Here is a 20,891-nt window from a genome sequence, read left to right as displayed (position 1 = left end):
AGCTAGAGAAATATTCTAAAGAGCCTTGATCACTATAATTCCACGATATAATCTTCTCTAAATGCAGTGCTGCTACTGCGTCAGGTCGATTATGCTTCTTCTGATAATCAGCTTTGCCTCAGGCGAAACATCGTATTTCTCTAGGACAATTCCAGGATCCTTGATCAGCTCATTTCTGAATTCTGGCTCGCTGGCCGCCTTGAGCAGAATCTCGCTTATAACCTCGGCTTCTTTTTGCTGTCGAGATTGCAAATGTATCAGCACCAAAGTAAAAGCTTGTATATAATCTTAGTGCATGATTTGTACATTACAGAGAGCAGATGGAAAAGTAAGTCCGCTCCAAGCTACATAGACAAAGTTTCCTTCTGCAACAATCTGATAGTCCTCACAGGTGCATGTATGTTCTTGCCCGATCTTTCTTCTAAATTGCCGCCACCTGCGCTAATTGTAGCGATCTTTCCAAAGGTCTTCCACTATCAGTACTTTGCCTGAACAATATTTCATCGGTATACTCGCCGGATGCTACCAGATAATAGCGACATTATCTTGGCCACTAAGATGGTCGTGGGCTATGGTCATTCTAGCCTGCGCCGCCTCAACCCCCTCAAAAAGTATTATAGGCTTATCAAATGTAGTCCCATTATCGTCGCTTTTAGTAAACAAAATACTCTCAGCACAGGGTGCGCTATCGTCGATCACGAGACAGGATTGCCATGTGATGTAGATATTTTCGCCAGAAACGGCCATTACAGGTGCCACTAACTGACGGATGTAGCGTTCCTTCCTTCATAATTGATAATAGTTCCACTCAGATTTATTGTATTGTCGACGGAAGTAGTATTTTGGTGCGGATGCTTTTGAAAAGTATATTCCAAGTCCCATCGTAAGTGTTATCGTTCCATAGTACATATGCATAGTTTCCAGCAGCAACTATCTGCGGACGTTGCGACGACCCCGGATTCTTGCTCAGGTTTATAATATTTCTAAATGTCGCGCTGCTATCATCACTCTTTCTGAATAATATTTCGTCATTTCCAACAAAATAATCCGTCCACGCTACATAGACATTGTTACTAGAAGCAGCCACGGCCGGATATATTGCGGTACCAGTCAGACTAAGGTTTGTTGCATGATTAATGGTACCTTTTGTCTGTCCTTGTGTGTCCGCAGCTATTGGATGAAACGCCAACAAAACCAAACTAATTTGAAACAATAGACCTATTAGAATAACAAGCTTCTCACTATTAATCCAGCAACTTATTTTAAGATGACCATAGCTTCCTCTAGTTTTAACCATTTGTGGTTGTTTTCATCATTGCTGTCATGAGATAATAGATCGAAAGACCCCATTGGATCGAGATCGGGCTAGTATTTACTTTTTAGTACCGAAACGTCGAGTAATCTTGACTCTGTGTTATAAAGCAACCAAAAAAGCTTGTTCTGTTGATTGACTGTCGGAATCGAGCTTGTAGGAGACCTAGGATACCTGCTGTTGGTATGCTCGGCGGTTGGCGCACTTGCATACGTTCTCAAGCAGCCGATGGTTCTAGGGTTCCTTATCGCAGGCATTCTCATAGGCCCTTTCGGGCCGTTTAGCCTCATTAAGGACACAGAGATGCTGAACAACTTTTCCGACATTGCGATCGTCCTCTTGCTCTTTGGAGTCGGCCTCTCGTTCCCCTTGGGCCAGCTGCGCGCCATAGGCAGGATAGGGACCAGCATCGCAGTGATCGAAGTTCTCGTGATGCTTGCCATAGGCTTTGCAGTTGGAAGCGCCCTTGGCTGGTCGTTCTATGACGCCATGTTTCTGGCGGCCGCCCTCTCGATAAGCTCGACAGCCATAATTGTGAAGGTCCTCGAAGACATGGGCAAGATGGAGAGCATGTCTGCCATCCTCATGATAGGCGTGCTCGTGATCGAGGATCTGGTGGCAATCCTGATATTAAGCGCAATGCATGCGGGCGTCGTCAGTGGCTCGTTCGCGTTCACCGAGATCATTGTGACTATGGGCGAGATAGGGCTCTTTATCGGCGGCACGATAGGCGTAGGCATCCTCGTCATGCCCAGAATATTTGCGCTGATCGCCAAGCTGGAGCGCTATGAGATAACCATCATGTTCGCCCTTGGCACGGCGTTTGGGCTTGCATTCCTTTCATACGAGCTCGGGTTCTCGGCAGCCACCGGCGCGTTCTTGGCAGGCGTGATCATTGCCGGCAGCAAGTTCTCAGAGCAGATATCCGTCATGATCTCTCCCATAAGGGAAATCTTCACTGCGATATTCTTTGTCACGATAGGCGCGCTGATGGATCTTTCGCTGATTTCTGTGTACTGGGTTCCGGTGGCGATAATCACACTTGTGACGATCTTTGGCAAGTTTGGCGCGGTGTACGCCGGCACCAGATTAATGGGATTTGATAAATCGTTTGCAATAGGCATCGGCCTGAGCATGGCCCAGTTGGGCGAGTTTTCGTTCATCGTGCTAAAAACCGGTCAGGACCTTGGAGTCATCAGCAGCATGCTCTTTCCAATAATAGGGATGGCGGTTGCTCTGACGACGTTCATAGGCCCCATGCTGGTGAAGCTTGGAAGCAGGGTCGTCGCAGTGTACGAGTGATATCAGATGCCGATTTCGGGGAACGAGGACTGCTTTATTCCAAGCTCGCCTTGCAGAGTTTTGATCTTTCTGGCATACTCTGTCATCTTTGTCTTGTCATTCTGCACCTTGGCGATCTTGTAGCCCTTCCACGCTTTTTTCAAAGCTCCCCATGTCTGGCCGGCCGTAAATTTGCCCCGAGCACTCATGCTGAAAGCAATTACGAATACTAAGATATAATATTTATTGTCTCTCAAGATTGTGCGCCCGCGCCAACAAAAGGAGCACTTTTTAGCTCTAACATGCAGACTTGACAATAAGCTGCGGATCAAAAATATAAAAAAGAAGAAAAAGGTAAGTTTTCCTTACCCTGTCACGTACGCCCTTTCTCCGTGCTGCGCCAAGTCAAGGCCTATCTCTTCTTCCTTTGGAGTGACCCTTATGCCTCCTGGCCACACTACATCCATTACCTTGATAATGATTGCAGTGATGCCCATTGCCCATGCTAGAGCTGCAAACGCGCCAACAGCGTTTTCATACAGCTGGGCAGGGTTGCCGAATGCTAGGCCATTGTCGCCCCACGAAGTGAACCTCGCTTCTGCGAACACGCCTGTAAGGATAGCGCCTGCAAGACCACCGATGCCGTGTACGGCCCAGGTATCCAGTGCGTCGTCCCACTTTCTCCGGTTCTTGAACGCCACTGCTGCGTAACAGACAATGCCAGCCAGAATGCCAATCACTATTGCAGACATTGGCGAAACGAATCCGGCTGCTGGCGTGATTGCCACAAGCCCTGCTACTGCACCAGATGCTGCACCAACCGTCGAGGGCCTTCCAGTGTGTCCCCACGAGACCAAAGCCCATGTTACTGCTGCCATGCCTGTTGCAATCTGGGTTGCCATGAACGCGCTGCTAGCGTTGGTAGCCGCTGCACCCGCAGAACCAGCGTTGAAGCCGAACCATCCTACCCACAGTAGAGCTGCACCGAGCACTACCAGAGATACATTGTGCGGCTCCATTGGCATCTTGCCATATCCCAGCCTGCGTCCAAGCATGAGGGCAATTACAAGTCCAGACCAGCCAGACGTGATGTGTATGACCGTTCCGCCTGCAAAGTCTAGAGAACCTAGACATCCAGTCCATCCAAAGCCACAGTAGTCAGGGTTCCTTCCATAGTTGTCAGGTGCCGCAATCTGCCAAGTCCAGTGTGCTGCAAAGTCATAGACAAACGTTGCCCAGATTACGATAAAGATAATGAACGCGCTGAACTTCATCCTCTCTGCCACCGATGCTACAATCAGTGCTGGAGTGATGATGGCGAACATCATCTGGAATACGACAAACGAGGTGTGTGGTATTGTGACAGCATACTGGCTGGAGGGTGCGTCATGGAGTACGTTCTGCAATCCTGCCCAGTCAAGTGTTCCAATGAACCCGTGCCCCGTAGCGTCAGGTCCAAAGGCCAGACTGTAGCCCCACAGAGTGAACTGTACTGCAATCACACCTGTGGTTATGAAGACCATGTGGATGGTGTTCACAGCGTTCTTTTGCCTCGCCAGACCTCCATAGAACATGGCCAGACCCGCAGGAGTCATCATAAGCACCAGCGCGGACGATGTCAGCATCCATGCATGGTCGCCAGTGTCTATTGCTGCAGGTATCAGGTTTCCTTCTTCATCTAGCACATAGTTGCCTTCTTCGTCTGTTTCCCACAAATGATATACTGCAGCTGGGTCGTCAGGCGTGTAAGCGAGCGCCGTGCCAGAGAAATTAATGGCGACAAGCGCAGCTAGCACAGAAGCCAGACCCAGTACAGCGATCTTGGAACTCAGAGTTTTCACTTTACCGTCTGCCATGGAAGTGAAGGCTAGGAAGTTTGAATAAAAGTATTTAGCTTAATTTTTCCCAATCCGGCAGTATTTTGGTTTGGTGAAAAGCAAAGAATAATAACGTAAAAACAATATTTTATGATAATGGATTTTATTAACGCGTTTTTAAGCACCGTCAGCCATGATTGACATAAATATATGCCTCTCGCTTGAGAGAGGTACAAGTGGCCGTCAATAACAACATTGATTCTTTGATTCAGGATTGGAAGAGTAGCGTCGTCAAAGATGTAACGTCATCTGACGACACAGACAGGCTAGCAGAATATGCATTGCATCTTGCGAGGATTCTAGCATACCCCAACCTTGATGTCCCAGCTACACTGGCAAAGATAGACTCCATGGGAGATGAGGTGGCGCAGCTGATCAAGAAAACCCTCAGCACGCCCCGGCGGCCGACCCAGATAATAGACAAGATAAATGACTACCTGTTCAACGTGCACAAGTTCAAGGCAAACACTGATGACTATTACAACCCGCTGAACAGCTACCTCAACGTGGTTATTGAGCACAAGACAGGAATCCCGATTACGCTTGCAATACTATACCTGCGCATCGCTCGCGCGGCGAGCTTCAAGATGCACCCGGTGAATTTCCCCGGCCACTTTTTGATAAAGCACGTGCTTGAAGATAACAGCGGCGAAATAATTGTTGACCCTTTCAACGGCGGCAGGATCATGGACGACTATTCGCTAAAGGCTTTGCTCGACCAGACATACCCGCGGCAGAACATACCCCTAACCCACGCTCTGGTGGAAAAGGCAACGTCCGCTCAGGTGATAATCAGAATGCTGAACAACCTAAAGGGCAGCTACTACGAAGCTCAGGACATAGACAGGTACGGCATCGCAAACGAAATGGTGCTTGCTATCGACCAATACAACCCGGACGCAATAAGGGACAAGGGCATAATGCTTTTGAAAAAGGGCGATCCGTCAGAGGCGCTAAAAATACTGAATTCATATCTTGAGATAAACCCAGAGGCAGAGGATGCAGACGACATACTTGACATAATCCGCCAGATCAGATCGGGCGCGAAATGACTTGGCATCCGCAAGAAGATACCTTTACGTTGGGGTAATAATCCTATCAGTCAGCGGCGCGATTGCAATCTATCTGAACTTTCAGGGCGTCAGGTGCTTGTCCGATCTTGCGCTTGTAGACAGGTCGGTCTTGGCACCAACGCAGCTTGAAGAAATGGAAAGGAACTGCTCGATTGTCACCAATTCGTACGTTTACTCTGTCTACGGCGTCGTGGCCGGCATTATGCTAGTCGTGATAGGGTTTATGAGAAAGAGGAAAGGCAATGTTTCTTAAGTTATCAAGGAGATGACATTTTGTGGCGGCTCAAAAGCAGCACGATTCACTTGAAAAGGTGGCAGCAGAGGTCAGAGGCTGCCCGCTTTGCAAGCTATCAAGAAGCAGAAAGAACGCTGTGCCCGGTGAGGGCCAACTGTCGGCCAAAATAATGTTCATAGGCGAGGCTCCTGGCAAGAGCGAGGACGAGAAAGGCAGGCCGTTTGTAGGTGCCGCCGGCAGAGTCCTTGATAACCTGCTTGAAAAGGCAGGCATTGGGAGGTCGCAGGTATTCATCACAAACGTGGTAAAGTGCAGGCCCCCGAACAATAGGGTGCCAGAGGAAGACGAAGTAACCGCTTGCAGACCGTACCTTGACAGGCAGATCGCGCTGATAAGGCCAAAGGTCATATGCATACTTGGAAGGACTGCATACTCTTCGCTCCTTGGCGGAGGCTCAATAACTGCAAACAGGGGCAAGATAGTAGAAAGGGCCGGCCAGAAATATTTTCTGACATTCCATCCAGCGGCCGCCATATACAATAAGAACCTCCTTTCAGCGCTTGAAGCAGACCTGAAAAAGCTGGCAAATGAGATCAAAAAAGAAGAAGGCAAGCACTCTATGGAGGATTATCTGTGAGCTGCCCGCCAATCTCATTTTACCGGCGGCCCACCGAAGTGGTGGCAAGGGACCTTGTCGGCAAAAAGCTGGTGCGTACCATCAGAGAGAACGGCAGGATCTTCAGGCTTGCCGGCACAATAGTTGAGACCGAGGCTTATGGCTACAGCGACGATCCAGCTAGCCACGCATGTATGGGCCCAACGGCCAGAAACAGAGTGATGTTTGGCGATGTTGGAAGGGCCTATGTCTATTTCACTTATGGCAACCACTTTTGCGTGAACGTCTCTGCAAGATCGAGCACAATAGAGGCAGGCGCAGTCCTAATACGCGGGCTAGAGCCTGTCGAAGGCATCGAGATAATGAAAAAGCTGCGGCCTGTCGACGACGCATTTTCGCTCACATCGGGACCTGGCAAGCTTACACAGGCCCTCAACATATCGTCCGCGCTAAACGGAGTCGACATGACCAACCCCGAGTCAGAGCTCCATATCGAATTTGGCATCAGCAAATCTATACGCATTATGGCCACCCCGAGGATAGGGATCACCCGCGCCGTTGACAGGAAATGGCGCTTTGTAGACCCTGCAAGCCCCTATGTATCGAGAAGGATTCAGATCAAGGCAATATGACTAGACGGTAAGCTGAAGTTCTATCACCGGTTTTTATCGCAATGCGGCATTCACATACTCGATGCAAAACCAAGGAATATCGACCTATCATGTTACGATGGATGACAGCGACAAGCTGGGAGTAAAGCCAGAGGTTCTTGTCAGCATGTACACTGCCATCGATGCCAAGGCAAGGCAGCTCGCCCCGCAAGACTTCAAAAGGGAGCTGGTCATATCGCAAGACGGCAGAATAAAGAGCAGGTTCTACATACGAGTGTCAAACAGGATGGCACCCCATCTGATAGCTGCAATCCAGCAGCAGGCAGATTCAGAAAGTGGCATCGGCATGAAATCGTACTTTTACAAGCTGCAGGAGCAGTTAATGTCCCAAATGTTTACTGGCGTCAAGGACGTGATCGGCTAGCGCCGCGCGGTTCCTATAGAAGTCTCGTATTCTTTTTCTATCGCCTTCAGCAATTTTTCCCCGGTTATCCTGCATCTCAATTTTAGCATGGCAGCTATCGAGGAGCCGCCTGCCCCGACTCCCTCCTTGACAAAGCCTTTTGCAAATGCCTGCAGCCCCGGCTTGCTCGATTCGCCAAGATGAAGATCGCACGACAGGACAGGAACCTGCCCTGACGCTGCCTTGACAAGGCCGGCCAGATCCGCGGACGGGTCCTTTGCCACGTATGTGGTAGTGCCTATGCAGAGGCTGCTTAGGGGCCTGCCTATGCGCTTCAATATCGCAACGACTGCCGACATTTGCGTGCCCCCGGCAAGCATCACCCTACCTCCTGCTGCCAGTGCGCCGCTTGCAATGCCGGCCACTGACGGCATCATCGGGTCCCCAAAGGCCGCGACCGCCTCAAAGGGCGAGCGGGTGATGATGCTTCCAGCCCGCTTTGTAGCAGACGCAACCACGCTATTTTTCAAGCTATGGGGGTTTTCCGGCATACTGCTGCTTACCTTGAACCTTGCGTCTATGCCAAGCGCGCCTAGCACTGCGAGAGCAGTGGTAGTGCCGCCGGGGATGCTCTCTCCAATTACCACCAGATCGGATAGGGCTGCCAGCTGCTTCCCAAGCAGCTCGCCGTGCCCAAACGCCTGCACGACCATATGATAGTCCATCGCGTTTTCATTCGCGATGTTTCTGCCCGGCTCCAGTCCAAACGATACGCAGGGAATTGAAGGCTTGACTTTTGCCCCCGCATCAACCACCAAGAGCGGGATCCCTGCCGCTTGAAGCGCCGCTCGGGTAATGAGCGCGGGTGTAGGCTTACCGTCAGGCGTTGCAGGAACTGCATCTATGCATCTGCAGCGGCCATAGTACAGAAACTCGGCGTCTGCTGGTGACGTGTATTTCACCAGCTCAGGATTTGCACCTGCGACTGTGAGCCCCGGGATTTCGCTCGTAGCAGTGTATGATATTACGCATACAAAGACCGGATTTTTTGCTGCAAATCTTTTGATCGCAAGCTTGTGCGATGCCGCAATGTCTCGCATGGCTAGTCACCGCCGGACATGAATGCCAGAAACTCCTGTTTCGACCTTGGCTGGAGGAGATAGTTTGTCTTTTTCTCGCGCTCTATGGTTGACGTGGGAGTAGTACCATAGTTGTGGCCGGGGTACACGATCAGCTTGTCGTCTAGTTTGGCAAGCCTGTCAAATAGGCTGTGGTACATTTCTGCAGGATCGCTCCCCGGCAGGTCTGTCCTGCCGCAGTTGCCCACAAAGAGCGTGTCGCCGGTAAAGACCAGCCGGCCGTCAAGTATGAGACACATGCTGTCCTTGGAGTGCCCCGGTGTATGGAGCACGCGCAGTTTGAGGCTCCCTATTTCGATCACATCCCCGTCAGAGACTGCAATGTCCTTTCCCAGCTGCGAGTTTTTGTGTTGTACTATCTTGGCGCCGGTCACTTCTGCCAATTGCTCGTTGCCAAGCACATGGTCAAAGTGGGTATGGGTGTTGATGACGTATTTTGCGCGCCAACCGTTCTTTTTGAGCGCACGAAATACTTCATCCAGATCCCATGATGGGTCGATGACGGCTGCGTCGCCGCTCTCTTCATCGGCGATAATATATGTAAAGTTGGCCATCTGGCCTACTGGTATCTGCAATACCACGGGGTTCATAGGACGCCTGATTCCGCCTCCGGCGGTATCCCTATCCACTCCACGTGCACCGGCCCCGTGTACTTTTTCCCCTTTGTAAGCCCAGTTTTGAGCCGGTGGAAGGTGATCGTGGCGTCTGCCCTGACACATTTTTCGTGGATCTGGCCAGTGTTCGGGTCAAAGCCCGAGGGGACGTCAACTGCCAGAACGTACGCCTTGGACTTGTTTATGGCATCTATCGCAGACGCATACGGCTCCCGGATCCCGCCTTTGATGCCGGTGCCAAATATGCTGTCCAGAATTATGTTGGCTTTTGCGATCCGGCTCTTTATCTCGTCTGTCAGCTCTTTGCCAAAGATTATCTCTATCGAATTCATCTTTTCAATTATGCCCCAGTTGAGCCTCGCCTCCTCGCTTCGAAGGTCTGAAGGGCTTCCAAGCAAGATGACAGTTATTTTTGTGCCATGGCCTGCAAGGTGGCGCGACGCGACAAACCCGTCGCCTCCATTGTTGCCTGTGCCACACACCGCGACTATTCTTTTGTTCTTCAGTCTCTTGAACTTGTGTACAATGAAATCGGCCACGCCATGCCCGGCATTCTCCATCATTAGAAAGCGGCGCATGCCCAAGACAGAATGACCGTTCTCTTCAATGCGATACATCTGGTCTGAAGTGATCGGCTTCTTCAATACCTGACGGTCTGGCTAGCCAACATAAAAGTATTGACCGCTGCCACAGATTTGCAACCTGAATTAATTTCCCTTTGGATTCCAAAAGGCATTCATAAGAATTCGAACGTAGACAGGCTATCTTCAAACTCCTGTATGTGATCGTCAAAAGTAGTCGCCATCGCATTGTATGTGATAATATAGGCATAGTTGTCGCGTTCAAGTATAACCAGCTCGTTCTTTATGGGCTGTTCCATTTCGAGAGTTGCCGTAATAAAGTATGCATCCCTTCCGTTTATCTCTGTATGACCTTTGTCCAAGACAGTAAAGTTATTCTTGCTAAAAGTTGATGCCAGTGATTTTTCGGTATTTTGGGCAAATTCTTCAAGTGACATTCCCTGCATGTAGTTGGTTTCGATGTTGATATTGGTTGCAAAATTATCCTGAACTGGTCCAGCAAATACAACAACAAAACTTAATCGATCTGTGCCAAATGCGCTTCCTATCTCCGAGTTTTTAATGCCTACGTCTTCTAGCACCTTCCAGCCTGGCGGATACGCAATTGATAATTTATATAGAGAATTATTATAGATATTATTTTCGCTTACATAGCCCCGGTAGGTTATCCCAGTGTCGCCGCTGCTGAGTAATGGCAAAAGGAACAGGACTATGGTCGTAGCTGCTGCGCCAGCGCCAGCCACAGAGGAAATTAATATCTTGTCATTTCTAAAATGCACCATCTTCTGCCCTCACTCTATGATGCTCTGCCGCAAGATGGTGACGGCTTGCACGATCTCGCTGTAAAGGAGCTGATTTGTTTATGACTTATAAGAGATCTTGCCACACATGCTTTATTGTATACTATTCTTCAGATAGCGACATGTGAAGTATCGAAGTCGCACTGAAACCATTGCCCAGATATTAGGAGCAGCAAAAGGCGGCACAAGCAAAACTAAGATAATGTACAAGGCATACATAGGATATGAAAAATTGATCGATTATCTAGAACTCTTGATAGATAACGGTCTGATTTACTATGACGATAAGACAAAGGTATACGTTACTACACACAAGGGGCTCCTATTCATTGAAAAGTATATCCGTATGGCGGAATTAATGGGAACAACATAGTTCAGTCTGCAATTTCTTGAAGATGGACAGCATGAAAAAGCTACGGAAACACTCCGCTCATACTTACACCATCTTTGCCATCCTGACCGTCTTTGCCATTTGCAGTATTTCCACTGTTAGCATTCGCATCTCCACCGTCTCCACCGTCTCCACCGTTGCCACCGATGCCGATTCCGGGAAGGCCGCCGATACCTACGCCGTCTCCACCGTCTCCACCGTTGCCACCATCCCCGCCGATAGCAACACCATTACTTCCATCTCCCCCTTTAGCTAAAGATGTGTTTTGATTGGAATTAACTTCATGACCATTAAGTTCTATTTCATTGCCATGAATTTCTATTCCAAAATAGTGTAAGATTGAAGATAGGATATCAAATAAGGAAGTGTTGGCTCCATCAGCTGCAGAAAAAACTACACTGACAATAGCAATCGGCGCCAGACTCTTTACATAGATATCTTTATTCATCATCTCATGAAAAGAGAGATCTTCTTGCCTAAAAGGAATTGCTTAACTAGGCATTATATTCGGGATTCCTTGCAGCAATTAGGATATTATGGGGACAATGGGGTTTGCACATTATCTTTCCAAAATTTAACTATGATTTTGTATAATTAACATTGCAGCAGAATTTATTCGATGGCGAATAAAAATTTTGACTTTCACATAGCGTTCGACTGACTTCTCTTTGTTCAAAAACAGAAACATCATCGCAATTGAAAAAAGAAAAAGGTGGTGGGTAGGTTTGTTCATCCTTGGATTTGGCCTAACAGACGCCAGACAGGAGCGCAACAAAGGAGTTGCAAGTAGCGTCTCCGCCTCTAGCGTTCGCATTTCCGCCGTTGCCACCGTTGCCACCGTTGCCACCGATGCCGATTCCAAAGAGGCCGCCGATACCTACGCCAGCTCCGCCGTTGCCACCGTTGCCACCGTTGCCACCTGTGGCAGTTCCGCCGTTGCCACCAGTCACTTGAGCGACTGCTGCTGCCGGTACCAAAGTGGTTGCGACTACTGTCGCAAGCATGACTAATCTTGTTGTGTTCATCGTTCAGTAGTAAAGTTAGTCTCGGTGATAAGAAATCCCGCGGCCAAAAATTCTTATACTTATGATGTCAAAATCGATTGATCTGTTTCTTATTAGTAAGAACATTGTGATGCAGAATAACCAAGCAAATATGTGCTGCCTTTATATTCAGAGGGTCAGAATAATGCATTCAAATTTTTGGAATAATCTCTTTATTGTTAGCGGTGGATGACGCATTGAAGTTTGTTGTCTTTTAGACGGCTCCTGATGCACTGAAAATATGATAGCATAAGATACTTGTGGCAAAATATCTTTCTTGGCACACTCGATTGCGTGCCTTTAAGATGCAATTGAAAATTCGATTCAGAACCTCCATACATTTTTGGATATTAACTTTACTTTTTGCTAGTCGATATATGCAAGATGATTATTCAAATTTGTATGAGAAATAACCAGATACAGAAAAGCTACTTTTTGATACCAGTGAGTATTTTACTAGTATCAGCAAGCATCGGAATTGTAACTGGATCAGCAAGTGCATTAAAACCGCCTGTGACACAGAGCCAAGCAGATGTTGTCAATCATGCCACTAAAGGGAGAGTCGGCATCGGAGTTAACCAGCCAGCGAATGGCCAAGACGTAGCGTTAGGCTTTGCAGACAATGGCAATAACGCGAACGCTAATGGCGGCAAGTTTGCAGCAGCTTTTGGTGGAGATGGCGAAACAGACCAAGATGGCGGAGATGGAACTGCTAACGGCGATCTGGTTGGTTTAGGTTTTGGCGGAGCGGGTGGACCTGGTTCTGCATGTCACAATGGCGCTAATGGCGGAGATGGAAGGGGCACAGGTGGAATTTTTGGAGGAGGATTTGGCGGGCCTGGCGGAAGAGGAGGAGATTGCTAAGGAAGCACAGCGTGAACCAAATCGAGGAATGTAACATATAGCACACTGCTAATTACATCCTCTATACTTTTTTACAAACATTTTTGTAGTTCTTTTAAAGGAAATAAGGAAGACGTTATAGTCACATCATTAATTGTTATACTGTGTTGAATAGTACCTCATTCTGAATTTTGTTGGTGAAATCCTTATAATGCATGCCAAAATTAATCTTTCATGTACAATTTAGGCGTATTCCAGACAATTGCAATAGATGACATAGTATATTCTACAAACATATTACGCAATCCGCGGCAATCTCTAGATCAGCTAGCTGTATCCATCATGCAAAGAGGTCTGATTCATCCGGTTGTTGTCAGGCCAAAGAATAATGAGTATCGCTATGAATTGATAGCTGGATACAGGCGATTTGAAGCCTGCAAACGTCTGGGCATGCAAAAGATAATCTGTCATATAGTTGATGTAGATGATAAAGAAGCTTATGAAATCTCTATAACAGAAAATGTGCAACAACAAACCATGTCCCCAATCGAAGAGGCCATTGCATTCAAGAGATATATTGAGACCTTTGGTTGGGGAGGCGTGTCAGACCTAGCTCGGAAAATAGGAAAGAGCCAAGAATACGTAAGCAAAAGAATAAAGCTACTTTCACTGCCTGAGAGTCTACAAAAGGATATCGCGCAGGGCAAGATTAACGTAAGCACTGCAGAAGAATTGTTTCCTCTGAGTAACACAGAGATTGCTGAAAATTTAGGAGACTACATCCTAGAGAACAATTTGAGCGCAAAGGAAGCAAGACGAGTGGTCAAAGTTTTTAAAGAAAACTTTAAGGATCTTGATGTATCTTTAGATAAAAGCAATAACGAGCTAGAATTTCTGCTACCAAGGCAGCTCACTGAGGAATATATAGATGATAATAATAGTAGCAGCGCCAACCAATCAGAATTGTTATTTCGTGTTGCAAATCCCTTGCTAAAAAGATGTGCACTTGGCATAAGGTTATCGCTCAGAAATATAGATGACATAATAGGAGACATCGAGGATGATCGAGCTTCATCCACGTTAGACAGTTTCTGGATCACAAAAGAGCTGCTAATGCAGCATAGGATTAGATTACATGAACAACTAGATCAATTGTTAAGACAGGCAAGCAAATTGAAAAATCTACAAAAGCTGCAGGCGCTTTGACGGGATTGACCATCATCTTTATTGTCGCTCAATCCAATGGACTTCTGCGGCTCTCAAACAGAAAAACTAGGTATGAAAAAAGTTGGTCATGTCTCCGTTGAGACCATTTCTCCTATTTCGTTGTAGGTCCTCATGAAGCGGAGACCCTTTTCGGTAGTCTTGTATTTCAGCTGGCCTTCCTCATACTCCAAGAGGCCGTTTTCAATCAATATTGTGAGATATTCCTTTAGCTGGGCGTACGACAGATAGGCTTTGTACATTATCTTGGTCTTGGTAGAGCCGCCGTTTGCAGCATCCAGTATCGTGGCAACAATATCCGTCCTGCTTCGATACTTCATACCAGAAGAATTACATAAGCAGTCCCAATAAAAATAAGATGGCGAGATGTTATAGTAGAATCCTCTATTCACCGCGCTTTTCAAGGAATTCCCTGAGATCCCCGCTTATCTCGGCGACTTCGCCAAGCGTCAGCTGCTTCTGTTCCTTGCGCGTCCAGACTATGTAGCCTTCAGTGTCTATGACTATTGCGCCGGATCTCTCGAGGTAGCGAACAATGACGTTTATCTGGAGCGGGGTGAGTGAGGGTACCATCATGCCAAGGTCTTTTAACTTTGGGTAGCCATCAAATTCCTTTATGGCCTGCAGAAGAGCGTTGATATCCTCTTCTGAAACCTCGTTTGCAGGTTTTGCTTTTCTGCTCGGTTTTCGGGATCTGATGCAAGAGCATGTGCAGCTTTGCCCTAAAACTTTTTCTAGGCAGGGAACGCAAGTGTCGATTTATCAAGCTGCAGGATCGGGACGTATAACGACTGTGCGTCAGTGCCGAGGTTATCTATGAACGTGTATTCGCCAGAGAGCCTCTTTAGCTGGATGAACTTCTTGGCCGGCTTTTCATTCTGGATGACATAATGGACCGTCACGCCACCCACAGTCCCGGTCTGGATAAAGAGGACGTGCCTGCCGTTGTGGCTGATGTGGTACAGCATGGGAATGACACCAAGCATCGACTGGGCAGAGTAGATTATCACCTTGAGCATGTCTTCCAAGTTCTGGTACTTCAGATACACGATTTCGTTCTCTGGCATATGCAGCTGATATATGTGCACTTCATGTCATATCTTCTTTGCTGATGCGCCTGAGCGCAGAGCCAACGTATTCCTGCTTTGTCTCATAGCCCAAGAAATGCCTGCCGGTCCTGATTGCCGCTACGCAGGTAGAGCCGACCCCACAGAACGGATCGAGCACGAAATCGCCCCAGAAGGTGTACAGCTGTATGCAGCGGTATGGAAGCTCTATAGGAAAGGGCGCGGGGTGCCCGACCTTGTTTGCAGATTCGGCAGGGAATTCCCAGACGCTTTTAGTATATGACAGGAATTCCTCCTTGCTTATCGTGTTGTACCGGCCCATGGCGGCACGCGAAAATGAACCCTTTGAAAATACCAAGATGTATTCATGTGTATCGCGCAACGCAGGGTTTGCAGCCGATTGCCAGCTTCCCCAAGCAGTCGACGCGCCGGCGCTAGAGCCCTTGTTCCAGATGATCTCGCCCCTCATCAGAAATCCGATGTCAAGCATGTCTGCAATCACGTAGCTGTGGAGTGGGATGTACGGCTTTCTTCCAAGGTTGGCTACGTTGACGCACACCCGCCCGCCGGTTACGAGCACTCTGAACACTTCTGAAAACACGGTCTTGAGCAGCTGTCGGTATTCTGCAAGCGTGAGATCTTGGTCGTAGGTCTTGCCAACGTTGTAGGGAGGCGAGGTCACTGCAAGATGAACGCACGAGTCAGGCAGCTCGGTCATCTTTTCGCTGCTCTTGCACAGGACCTTGTCAACATATTCTGGCGGTACGGCGTTTTCCACGCCACTAGAGCTTGTGCCGTCCTTGCCATTATTGTCATAAAGTTTGCGGCTGTAAAATTTTGAAGAGTCATGGCCTTCGCGCCTTGACACCCCAAAGTCACTGGTCTCCGTTGTTTTTCTGCGGCCGGCCATGATTCCGCAATCAGGCGCAAGGATAATAATTTTTAGCACTAACCGGCCCGACTTTATTCTTGGCTTTTCCCTTGCGCCGTGAGCAAGCGACAATTTCTTCAGAATATATCTTGGCTTTGCAATAGAGACATTTGCTATAGACTATGTACGAAGACTTGGCATCCTCTAGCATCATAGATGGTATTCAACATTTGGATGTGTGATTATTTGCCAGCATTCAGTACAGAAATCCCCATCGATCTGAAAATATTGGGACCGGTTTTGACTTGCAATTACCGCAGCAAGATGATTCAAGCATCTGCTGTCGGACCTCAATTGGGTATTTCTTTGAATGCATGTCAAGAACGGTTGTTGCCATTGTTGAATGATGCCTCAATATGCATAAGTCCTCTATTCGTTATAGATGTACATGCAATGTTCTACTACATTCTAAAAGTGCAATGTTTAGCACCTCTTTGCTATCGCTCTTGCAAGATATGAGAACTTAGCCACCGCGCTGCAATGAAAACAACACACATCTCATGACAAGAGAGTGCACATACTAGTTCGCCATTGCGCCCTTGACTTTTTGCACAAGGGTCCGGATATCAACTGGCTTTCTGAGAAAGTCGCTTGTCTTGACAGCAGATGTTGAAAACTCCAAATCGCTAACCTCAAACGCTGACATGAGCACTATCCTTGCGTCCGGCTTGATCGCCTTGATGTTCGCAGCAAGCTCAAAGCCGCTCATCTGCGGCATACGCACGTCCGATATCACAAGGGCATAGTCTTGGGCGTTTAATCTGAAATGCTCAAGAGCCAGTGTAGGGTCAGTAAAGCCAAAGACAGAATAGCCATACCTGCTCAGCGCTTGGCGAAAGATGGTGACAATATCCAGCTCGTCGTCCACTACCAATATCGACTGTGCTCGAGACAACTCAATACCCCGCCCCGGCGACAGCTGTTGTTCCTGCGACAAGAGCGTTGGACATCAAAGCCACAGTGAAAACAAGCTACGAGTTTATATCATCTGCGAAAAATTATTCTATAGAATGCCGGCTAGCAAAAACACTTTTCAATTATTGATTTGTACACATCTGTCATAACCCGGTGATGCATCACTCCCTGTATGTTGCTGGCCTTTTGATCAGGTTCTGCCTGCCGCGGCTCCGCTCCAAGCCTTTCAAAGAAATACTGCTGGTTCTGGTCCTGTATCTTTTCCAGTATTTCATCGGCAAGCCTACGACTTAAGTTGACCCGGCTCTCTACGCCTCGTCTATTAGGTCCCGAAGCTCACGCTTTTTATCAGGCACCATTTTGCAGTATGGCAATCATGCAAGCATCAATTACTTAAATTTGCAAGAAGGAATGTTATGGAATATGAATATATTGTCATGGAAACGCATGCCTCCTATTGACTGAGAACTCTGTCAGGCACATTGACACGCTCAGGGAAATGGAGGCGCACAAGCGCCACTACCAGATACGCTTTAGCCACCATGAGCTTGAATTTTCTGCAAAAGATAACGTGCACAATATGTGGCAAGAACTGGATCTACGTGCAGGAGCGCGGCTATTCTGACCCAAGGCAGGTCTATGCAGCCGAAAGAGACTCGTGAAATAGCGGCATTTTTATTTCAGGATTTTGCTGGTACGCCGTGACCACTCCTCATCATCAACTTTTGCTTGAAGAGCTTGCCCGGGCAGAAGACAAACAGGAGAGGATGAACGTTTTCCGGCGCTATTTCGCTGCAAGCAGGTATAACCGGCTCTTGATCCAGCAGACACTCGTCAGATCTGCTCAGGACGGGTCGCTTTTATCCAAGGTCAAGAAAATGGAGCAGGCTCATGACAAGGGCTTTGTCGACACTGTCAAGGCGCTGAAAAAGAACGGCTATTTTGATGAGTTCCTAGCCGCGGTAAAGGAGGAAGACGAAGCTCTCGTAAAGATAATCGAGGCGTACGACAAGAGGATGAGGAGCAACATGAGTTAGCTCTCTGCTATCGTGATCTCTTGCAGTTGACATTGGCATAATCCTCTATCCTGCCGCACTGGGCGCACACCCAGTTGCTATGCTCTCCGCACACGCTGCACAACGAGTGCAGGATGAGAGAGGCGCCGCATTCCTGGCAGGACTGTTTGTTGTACATCTGTGGTGTGTTTCACTCGATTGTTATATCAGCAGGTGTGTGAACGAGAGCTAACCATTGGATTCACTACCTTGTTAATGTAGTGGAGGCTGCACCTGTAAAAAAATATAATAGCGGCTGCCACAATCTCCTGTACTGTTTGGCACCCGGGAAATTCCAGTGTAGCTGCGGCAAGACTATAGAATATATCGACCGGGTTGTAGGCGGCAACAATGCCCAATCAACCACGCTTGTCTGCAGCAAGTGCCAGAAGGAGCACCAGATCACCTTTTATGGCTTTCTGAGCGAGATCAAGGGCGCATCCATAAAGCGGTAGTGTCTTGCAGAACAAGCTTTTGCCTACCTAGCGGCGCAGCTCTTACTTTGTATCGTCCTCAAGCTGGGGCGACTTAATTATGCTGCCGGAGGGCCCTATCTCCAGCTGGTTGATCTTGTTAAGGCTCTGCAGATCGTTCATCTTGATCAGGTTGTTCAGACTCACCGTATAGAGCACATCTGCGATATAGAACGATCTGCTTCCTTGCGTGCCGTAAATGTAGTAATAGTCGCCCGTGTCGTTAAGGTGCTCGACAATGCCCTTCAGCATAAATCCCGCCTCTGGGTTGACGCCAAAGACGTAAAAGCCGCGCCACACCTTGGGCTCTATGTACCTACCATCTTCAGTGTACCTTGGTCCTGCATAGTCAGGGTATATCGATACTGGGATCGACAGTACGTTCTTGCTCCTGTCAAAGAGGAGTGCCTTGTGGTCATATAGCACCTCCGAGTCTGTGCCGCTGCTGCCTATTTCGTAGACGTCTACCACTGCAGGATTGTTGACGTCTGACACATTAAAGAGTACGAGCTTGATTCCCAGCGTTTCGATGCCGCCGTACTGGTTCTCCTTTGTCTCCTTGCCGATGCTTATCACATGGTTTTCGTCGTACGGGTGCAGGTAGTTAGAGTACCCTGGCAGCTTCAGCTCGCCCAGCACCTTTGGCGCGTCGCTTGAAAGGTCGATAACAAAGAACGGGTCGATCCTTTGGAACGTGACAAGGTACAGCCTGTCGTCCATGAAGCGGGACGAGTATATCGACTCGCCCCGCGCTATTTCTTCGAGCTTGCCGACTATCTTCATTGCTTCATCAAGCACGTAGACATTGTTATACATGGTCGAGCCGCGGTACGGCGAGTAGAACTCGGATGTCGTGGCCACCCTGAACCTATCACCATGCTCGTCCATAGAGAACTGGTTGAGCAGCCTGCCGGGAACTTCGCCCCGGGAGCTGTAGCTGATCCCTTCCGGCCCGATCGCGATCTTGTGTATGACAGTTATCTGCGTCTCCTTTGCTATCCTTTCGTCATAGTCTGCAAGGGCCTGCCGGATCTCTTCAAACAGCCTCCTCTTTTCCGACTCGGGCATGTGGTTGTACGTGTCCTGTAGCAGCTCGGAGACCCTGTCCCACTTTTCCGATGGTGTCAGGTCGCTGTTGCCCTCTATTTCCCTGATCTCTTGCTGCACGTTCTGCGGCAGCAGGGGCACCAGCGCTTCAAAGAACCTATCCTTGCTGTGGCTCTGGTAGTAGTAATACGGATGGTTCTTCTGGTATGCAATGTAGATGTTGTCCTCGGATGCGTACAGTGTGCTTGCAGGGTTCATCAGGAATGTGGTCGAGTTGACCGCATTTTCGCCCTCGTCAGCCGTGATGTCTATCGACGTCACGGTGTTGAAAGTGTAGTACAGATCAGGGTTGTCAAAGTAGTAAATGTCCGGCCTGACTATTGTGCTTGACGACTCGCTTACAAGCGGGAGTATTGGGTTGCGGTAGTCGTAGAGGTCGCTTGTCGTGATCAGGTAGACCTGATCGCCTATCATCCTTGCGTTGTTGTAGTTGCCTGAAACCTTGTAGTTGTGGAGGACTTGAGGGTTCTCCCTGTCAGATACGTCCAACAAGAGTGCGTGCGTATTTGGCCGCGATATCGGCTGTGGCGCAAAGTCGTACTGTTGTATCACAAAGTCCCTGCTGTATTCCTGGTAGAATATCACCAGCGTGTCGTTATTCAAGAACATGTTCTGCAGATACTGGCCCTGCTGGATGTCAAGCGCTATCTTGACTGCGATTGTCGCGTTCTCTGGCGGGTACGCATCGACTATGGTCAGCCTGTCCCCGGACAGTATGTAGACGTATTTGCCATCATTTTTTAGGAAATCCGGCTCGTCGACTCCCTGCACTTGGACGTTTGTCGTAGAGTAGTCTTTGTCACCACTTTCTATCACTGCCAGTCTAGGTGCATCTGCCGAAGAAGGAGCTGGAGGAGCTGATGATTGTAAAGATTCAAGACCTGTGCCTTGATCTGTAACAGTGGGGTTTACAACATCTCCTCTGGAGATGCTGCTGCCGCCAAAGAACGATCTTGCTGCCGTTTCGAGCTCTCCCCTATTTGCTTCAACGCTCAAAAGGTAGCTCTTGAGTTCGTCAACGGAAGAGAATTTCTTGAGTGCCTGAGTCGCAGTCGCAAATACTGTTGGACCAGCGCCACCATCATCATTATTAAATATTTCCGGGCTGCTCACTTCAGGTGGAATCAGAGTGTTACCAAGCGAACTTAACGCAAACACAAAGCCTATCGCTGCCGTAATGCCTACGCCAGCCATACCAAACATGGAATATCTTGCCATCAACTATCGTGCATCCTTAATTGCGATTACTTAACATACTTTCTATCTTAATTCTATAGTTTAGAACAGTAGCCCGATCTGT

The 20,891-nt window shown here is 48.3% G+C and carries 27 protein-coding genes; 12 read left to right on the top strand and 15 right to left on the bottom strand.

The features are described 5' to 3' along the window. Positions 1–72: 72 nt before the first annotated feature. Complete coding sequence (locus tag NGAR_RS06640; RefSeq protein WP_148681086.1) at positions 73–252, bottom strand: hypothetical protein; 180 nt, start codon at positions 250–252, stop codon at positions 73–75. 1,195 nt (positions 253–1,447) lie between these two features. Between NGAR_RS06640 and NGAR_RS06635 the strand changes: the two genes are divergently transcribed. After that, positions 1,448–2,614: a cation:proton antiporter gene (locus NGAR_RS06635; RefSeq protein WP_015018906.1), complete on the top strand. Its 1,167-nt coding sequence runs from the start codon at positions 1,448–1,450 to the stop codon at positions 2,612–2,614. Between the two features lie 2 nt (positions 2,615–2,616). Here NGAR_RS06635 and NGAR_RS06630 read toward each other — a convergent pair whose 3' ends face one another. Both NGAR_RS06630 and NGAR_RS06625 read right to left on the bottom strand, forming a co-directional pair. After that, positions 2,617–2,802: a hypothetical protein gene (locus NGAR_RS06630; protein ID WP_148681085.1), complete on the bottom strand. Its 186-nt coding sequence runs from the start codon at positions 2,800–2,802 to the stop codon at positions 2,617–2,619. 156 nt (positions 2,803–2,958) lie between these two features. Further along, positions 2,959–4,449, bottom strand: a complete 1,491-nt coding sequence (locus NGAR_RS06625; RefSeq protein ID WP_015018905.1) for an ammonium transporter — start codon at positions 4,447–4,449, stop codon at positions 2,959–2,961. 197 nt (positions 4,450–4,646) lie between these two features. On the opposite strand from NGAR_RS06625, the gene NGAR_RS06620 reads away from it, so the two are divergent. The 5 genes from NGAR_RS06620 to NGAR_RS06600 all read left to right on the top strand — a co-directional run bounded on the left by NGAR_RS06620 (position 4,647) and on the right by NGAR_RS06600 (position 7,429). Beyond that, positions 4,647–5,522: a SirB1 family protein gene (locus NGAR_RS06620; RefSeq protein ID WP_015018904.1), complete on the top strand. Its 876-nt coding sequence runs from the start codon at positions 4,647–4,649 to the stop codon at positions 5,520–5,522. Between the two features lies 1 nt (position 5,523). After that, complete coding sequence (locus NGAR_RS06615; protein ID WP_015018903.1) at positions 5,524–5,796, top strand: hypothetical protein; 273 nt, start codon at positions 5,524–5,526, stop codon at positions 5,794–5,796. 22 nt (positions 5,797–5,818) lie between these two features. Next, a complete protein-coding gene (locus tag NGAR_RS06610; protein ID WP_015018902.1) occupies positions 5,819–6,415 on the top strand; it encodes a uracil-DNA glycosylase in 597 nt (198 codons plus the stop codon). Continuing rightward, positions 6,412–7,026: a DNA-3-methyladenine glycosylase gene (locus NGAR_RS06605; RefSeq protein WP_015018901.1), complete on the top strand. Its 615-nt coding sequence runs from the start codon at positions 6,412–6,414 to the stop codon at positions 7,024–7,026. The genes NGAR_RS06610 and NGAR_RS06605 overlap by 4 nt, the downstream gene beginning before the upstream one ends. 61 nt (positions 7,027–7,087) lie before the next feature. Further along, complete coding sequence (locus NGAR_RS06600) at positions 7,088–7,429, top strand: hypothetical protein (RefSeq protein WP_015018900.1); 342 nt, start codon at positions 7,088–7,090, stop codon at positions 7,427–7,429. On the opposite strand, the gene cobT is transcribed toward NGAR_RS06600, so the two are convergent. The 4 genes from cobT to NGAR_RS06580 form a co-directional block, all read right to left on the bottom strand. Further along, positions 7,426–8,508, bottom strand: a complete 1,083-nt coding sequence (cobT, locus tag NGAR_RS06595; RefSeq protein WP_015018899.1) for a nicotinate mononucleotide-dependent phosphoribosyltransferase CobT — start codon at positions 8,506–8,508, stop codon at positions 7,426–7,428. The genes NGAR_RS06600 and cobT overlap by 4 nt on opposite strands. Before the next feature lie 2 nt (positions 8,509–8,510). Continuing rightward, positions 8,511–9,137 carry an MBL fold metallo-hydrolase gene (locus NGAR_RS06590; RefSeq protein ID WP_148681084.1) on the bottom strand — a complete coding sequence of 209 codons (627 nt, stop codon included), beginning with the start codon at positions 9,135–9,137 and terminating at the stop codon, positions 8,511–8,513. Continuing rightward, positions 9,134–9,805 (bottom strand): NAD(P)H-hydrate epimerase, encoded by a 672-nt coding sequence (locus NGAR_RS06585; RefSeq protein ID WP_015018897.1) that lies wholly within the window; start codon positions 9,803–9,805, stop codon positions 9,134–9,136. The genes NGAR_RS06590 and NGAR_RS06585 overlap by 4 nt, the downstream gene beginning before the upstream one ends. Before the next feature lie 92 nt (positions 9,806–9,897). Beyond that, positions 9,898–10,524 (bottom strand): hypothetical protein, encoded by a 627-nt coding sequence (locus NGAR_RS06580; protein WP_015018896.1) that lies wholly within the window; start codon positions 10,522–10,524, stop codon positions 9,898–9,900. A 142-nt stretch (positions 10,525–10,666) separates the two neighbouring features. Here NGAR_RS06580 and NGAR_RS06575 point away from each other — a divergent pair, with 142 nt between their 5' ends. Continuing rightward, entirely contained in the window at positions 10,667–10,915 is a 249-nt protein-coding gene (locus tag NGAR_RS06575; RefSeq protein ID WP_015018895.1) for a winged helix-turn-helix domain-containing protein, read from the top strand. Positions 10,916–10,955: 40 nt separating this feature from the next. On the opposite strand, the gene NGAR_RS06570 is transcribed toward NGAR_RS06575, so the two are convergent. Continuing rightward, on the bottom strand, positions 10,956–11,384 hold the full coding sequence (locus NGAR_RS06570) for a hypothetical protein (RefSeq protein ID WP_015018894.1): 429 nt from the start codon (positions 11,382–11,384) through the stop codon (positions 10,956–10,958). A 295-nt stretch (positions 11,385–11,679) separates the two neighbouring features. Then, positions 11,680–11,958, bottom strand: a complete 279-nt coding sequence (locus NGAR_RS06565) for a hypothetical protein (RefSeq protein WP_148681083.1) — start codon at positions 11,956–11,958, stop codon at positions 11,680–11,682. 531 nt (positions 11,959–12,489) lie between these two features. On the opposite strand from NGAR_RS06565, the gene NGAR_RS06560 reads away from it, so the two are divergent. Next, a complete protein-coding gene (locus NGAR_RS06560) occupies positions 12,490–12,840 on the top strand; it encodes a hypothetical protein (RefSeq protein WP_148681082.1) in 351 nt (116 codons plus the stop codon). Between the two features lie 213 nt (positions 12,841–13,053). Further along, complete coding sequence (locus NGAR_RS06555; RefSeq protein WP_015018891.1) at positions 13,054–14,025, top strand: ParB/RepB/Spo0J family partition protein; 972 nt, start codon at positions 13,054–13,056, stop codon at positions 14,023–14,025. Positions 14,026–14,111: 86 nt separating this feature from the next. Here the strand turns inward: NGAR_RS06555 and NGAR_RS06550 are convergent, their stop codons facing one another. From NGAR_RS06550 to NGAR_RS06530, 5 genes are all read right to left on the bottom strand, one after another. Then, positions 14,112–14,363 carry a winged helix-turn-helix domain-containing protein gene (locus NGAR_RS06550; RefSeq protein ID WP_015018890.1) on the bottom strand — a complete coding sequence of 84 codons (252 nt, stop codon included), beginning with the start codon at positions 14,361–14,363 and terminating at the stop codon, positions 14,112–14,114. A gap of 64 nt (positions 14,364–14,427) precedes the next feature. Next, positions 14,428–14,619: a hypothetical protein gene (locus NGAR_RS06545; RefSeq protein WP_015018889.1), complete on the bottom strand. Its 192-nt coding sequence runs from the start codon at positions 14,617–14,619 to the stop codon at positions 14,428–14,430. A gap of 158 nt (positions 14,620–14,777) precedes the next feature. Further along, positions 14,778–15,110 carry a hypothetical protein gene (locus NGAR_RS06540; RefSeq protein ID WP_015018888.1) on the bottom strand — a complete coding sequence of 111 codons (333 nt, stop codon included), beginning with the start codon at positions 15,108–15,110 and terminating at the stop codon, positions 14,778–14,780. 22 nt (positions 15,111–15,132) lie between these two features. Then, positions 15,133–16,113 carry a DNA-methyltransferase gene (locus tag NGAR_RS06535; RefSeq protein WP_015018887.1) on the bottom strand — a complete coding sequence of 327 codons (981 nt, stop codon included), beginning with the start codon at positions 16,111–16,113 and terminating at the stop codon, positions 15,133–15,135. Between the two features lie 448 nt (positions 16,114–16,561). After that, on the bottom strand, positions 16,562–16,936 hold the full coding sequence (locus tag NGAR_RS06530) for a response regulator (protein WP_187147703.1): 375 nt from the start codon (positions 16,934–16,936) through the stop codon (positions 16,562–16,564). A gap of 477 nt (positions 16,937–17,413) precedes the next feature. Between NGAR_RS06530 and NGAR_RS17360 the strand changes: the two genes are divergently transcribed. The 3 genes from NGAR_RS17360 (at position 17,414) to NGAR_RS17355 (ending at position 18,466) form a co-directional block, all read left to right on the top strand. Then, on the top strand, positions 17,414–17,581 hold the full coding sequence (locus NGAR_RS17360; protein WP_187147702.1) for a hypothetical protein: 168 nt from the start codon (positions 17,414–17,416) through the stop codon (positions 17,579–17,581). Between the two features lie 76 nt (positions 17,582–17,657). Continuing rightward, the gene (locus NGAR_RS06525; RefSeq protein WP_148681081.1) at positions 17,658–17,993 is read left to right on the top strand and encodes a hypothetical protein; all 336 of its coding nucleotides are present in this window, start codon (positions 17,658–17,660) and stop codon (positions 17,991–17,993) included. Between the two features lie 296 nt (positions 17,994–18,289). Further along, positions 18,290–18,466, top strand: coding sequence for a hypothetical protein (locus tag NGAR_RS17355; RefSeq protein WP_015018884.1), 177 nt, complete (start codon positions 18,290–18,292; stop codon positions 18,464–18,466). Positions 18,467–18,508: 42 nt separating this feature from the next. On the opposite strand, the gene NGAR_RS06520 is transcribed toward NGAR_RS17355, so the two are convergent. Continuing rightward, the gene (locus tag NGAR_RS06520) at positions 18,509–20,809 is read right to left on the bottom strand and encodes a beta-propeller domain-containing protein (RefSeq protein WP_148681080.1); all 2,301 of its coding nucleotides are present in this window, start codon (positions 20,807–20,809) and stop codon (positions 18,509–18,511) included. Positions 20,810–20,891: the final 82 nt, after the last annotated feature.

Origin of the sequence: Candidatus Nitrososphaera gargensis Ga9.2 (genome assembly GCF_000303155.1) — an archaeon.
In the GTDB taxonomy this organism is placed as follows: Archaea; Thermoproteota; Nitrososphaeria; order Nitrososphaerales; family Nitrososphaeraceae; genus Nitrososphaera; species Nitrososphaera gargensis.
Note: the sequence above shows the minus strand (reverse complement) of the source record. Positions and strands in the feature narration are given on the sequence as shown.

What these genes read in the sequence shown, in the direction of transcription:
- NGAR_RS06630 (WP_148681085.1), bottom strand. Translation starts at nt 2,802, where the DNA reads ATGAGTGCTCGGGGCAAATTTACGGCCGGCCAGACATGGGGAGCTTTG.
- NGAR_RS06625 (WP_015018905.1), bottom strand. Translation starts at nt 4,449, where the DNA reads ATGGCAGACGGTAAAGTGAAAACTCTGAGTTCCAAGATCGCTGTACTG.
- NGAR_RS06600 (WP_015018900.1), top strand. Translation starts at nt 7,088, where the DNA reads ATGCAAAACCAAGGAATATCGACCTATCATGTTACGATGGATGACAGC.
- cobT (WP_015018899.1), bottom strand. Translation starts at nt 8,508, where the DNA reads ATGCGAGACATTGCGGCATCGCACAAGCTTGCGATCAAAAGATTTGCA.
- NGAR_RS06590 (WP_148681084.1), bottom strand. Translation starts at nt 9,137, where the DNA reads ATGAACCCCGTGGTATTGCAGATACCAGTAGGCCAGATGGCCAACTTT.
- NGAR_RS06580 (WP_015018896.1), bottom strand. Translation starts at nt 10,524, where the DNA reads ATGGTGCATTTTAGAAATGACAAGATATTAATTTCCTCTGTGGCTGGC.
- NGAR_RS06570 (WP_015018894.1), bottom strand. Translation starts at nt 11,384, where the DNA reads ATGATGAATAAAGATATCTATGTAAAGAGTCTGGCGCCGATTGCTATT.
- NGAR_RS06565 (WP_148681083.1), bottom strand. Translation starts at nt 11,958, where the DNA reads ATGAACACAACAAGATTAGTCATGCTTGCGACAGTAGTCGCAACCACT.
- NGAR_RS06555 (WP_015018891.1), top strand. Translation starts at nt 13,054, where the DNA reads ATGTACAATTTAGGCGTATTCCAGACAATTGCAATAGATGACATAGTA.
- NGAR_RS06550 (WP_015018890.1), bottom strand. Translation starts at nt 14,363, where the DNA reads ATGAAGTATCGAAGCAGGACGGATATTGTTGCCACGATACTGGATGCT.
- NGAR_RS06545 (WP_015018889.1), bottom strand. Translation starts at nt 14,619, where the DNA reads ATGATGGTACCCTCACTCACCCCGCTCCAGATAAACGTCATTGTTCGC.
- NGAR_RS06540 (WP_015018888.1), bottom strand. Translation starts at nt 15,110, where the DNA reads ATGCCAGAGAACGAAATCGTGTATCTGAAGTACCAGAACTTGGAAGAC.
- NGAR_RS06520 (WP_148681080.1), bottom strand. Translation starts at nt 20,809, where the DNA reads ATGGCAAGATATTCCATGTTTGGTATGGCTGGCGTAGGCATTACGGCA.